Raw genomic sequence first — 1,245 nt, 5'->3', positions numbered from 1 at the left:
AAGTAATCCGTTAATTCGACAAATCGTAACTATGCTATATGTTGTGGCACGGCGATTCAAAATCTCCAGCGCTTGCTCGTAACAAGAGAGTTTCCTATCATAGAGCATAAGTATTTATATTTTGAAATTGAAAGGCAGAAGGCTGATATCTTAATTAATATCAAGTTCGGCTAATTGCTTACGATATTATGCTTCGCTTTTGATCGTTAGACCTCTTGCAAAAAGATTTTTACCCCACCCTAACCTTAAGCGAAATCGGGGAGGGAACTAAATCTTCCCCACGTTCACAGGGGGATTGAGGGTAGGGCTAATTCGACTTTTGCAAAAGGTCTATTGGTTTTTTCGTTACCAATTACCAACCTACGCGACAGTATTAGGTATTCAAGCAAACATGAAATTAAGATGTTTTTACTGTTGGCGACCAGAACCTAGACGAGTAACACTGCTCAAAGCACCAGGAGCAATTGAGGTTAGCTGCTGTCGGGAGATTGCAAATACTTGATCAGTAAAAGTGAATTTTGGATTTTTGCAAGCTTTCACAATACAAGCAAGCATATGATCAGCAAGAATTTCCGCAGTTTCCTGACTAATTGCAGGTTCAGAAAACATGAAATTCAAAACCATTTTTTCTTCAAAAGTCAAAGCAGCAACACACAAACCTCCAAATGCTCCCAATGCGGGAATAAAGCTGATTTCTTCAAGTTCAAATACACCATAATTTGCAGGAATGTTGACTCTACCTATATTCGTGACACCCACTGTCGCAAACATTTGACGAGGGTAAGTGAGAAGAAAATCGGTTAACAGCTCAATTAACAATGCTGAACAGAATACCCGATCGCCTTCTAAACTTGCTTCCATCTGTTGTCTTCTGTCGCGAGCTAAATCCCAGAAGCTTGTATTGGTTCTGAGGTTATGACATGAGATATCACCAGAAACTAATACACCTAAATGCTCATTACTGATGTTTGGTTGAAGTCGGTTACGCAAATTGATGCTTGACCAGCAGCTGAGGTTGACATTTGTTTTTTTCCCAGGAGTAATTTTTCTACCTGCTGCAAACAACATCGCTGCACACAAAGCAGCGTGTACCGTTGTCTTGTTCTTTCTACAAGCGTTTAGCAACTTTGTCGTTTGTGCTTCGTTGAGCTTTCTGTGAACTATACCAGTGCGACGTGATTCAATCGGTAGGAATTTTTCAAACTTCAAAGTTTGTGGTCGATACCGAATCTCTTGTAAGACATG

At 40.1% G+C, this 1,245-nt stretch carries 1 protein-coding gene; it reads right to left on the bottom strand.

Translation table 11 applies throughout. The features are described from left to right. Positions 1-408: 408 nt before the first annotated feature. Positions 409-1,245, bottom strand: an 837-nt coding sequence (locus UYK_RS24165) for a phthiocerol/phthiodiolone dimycocerosyl transferase family protein (protein ID WP_016871429.1), incomplete at its 5' end; no start/stop codon positions are given.

It is taken from the genome of Fischerella thermalis PCC 7521, from assembly GCF_000317225.1.
GTDB lineage: Bacteria > Cyanobacteriota > Cyanobacteriia > Cyanobacteriales > Nostocaceae > Fischerella > Fischerella thermalis.
Note: the sequence above shows the minus strand (reverse complement) of the source record. Positions and strands in the feature narration are given on the sequence as shown.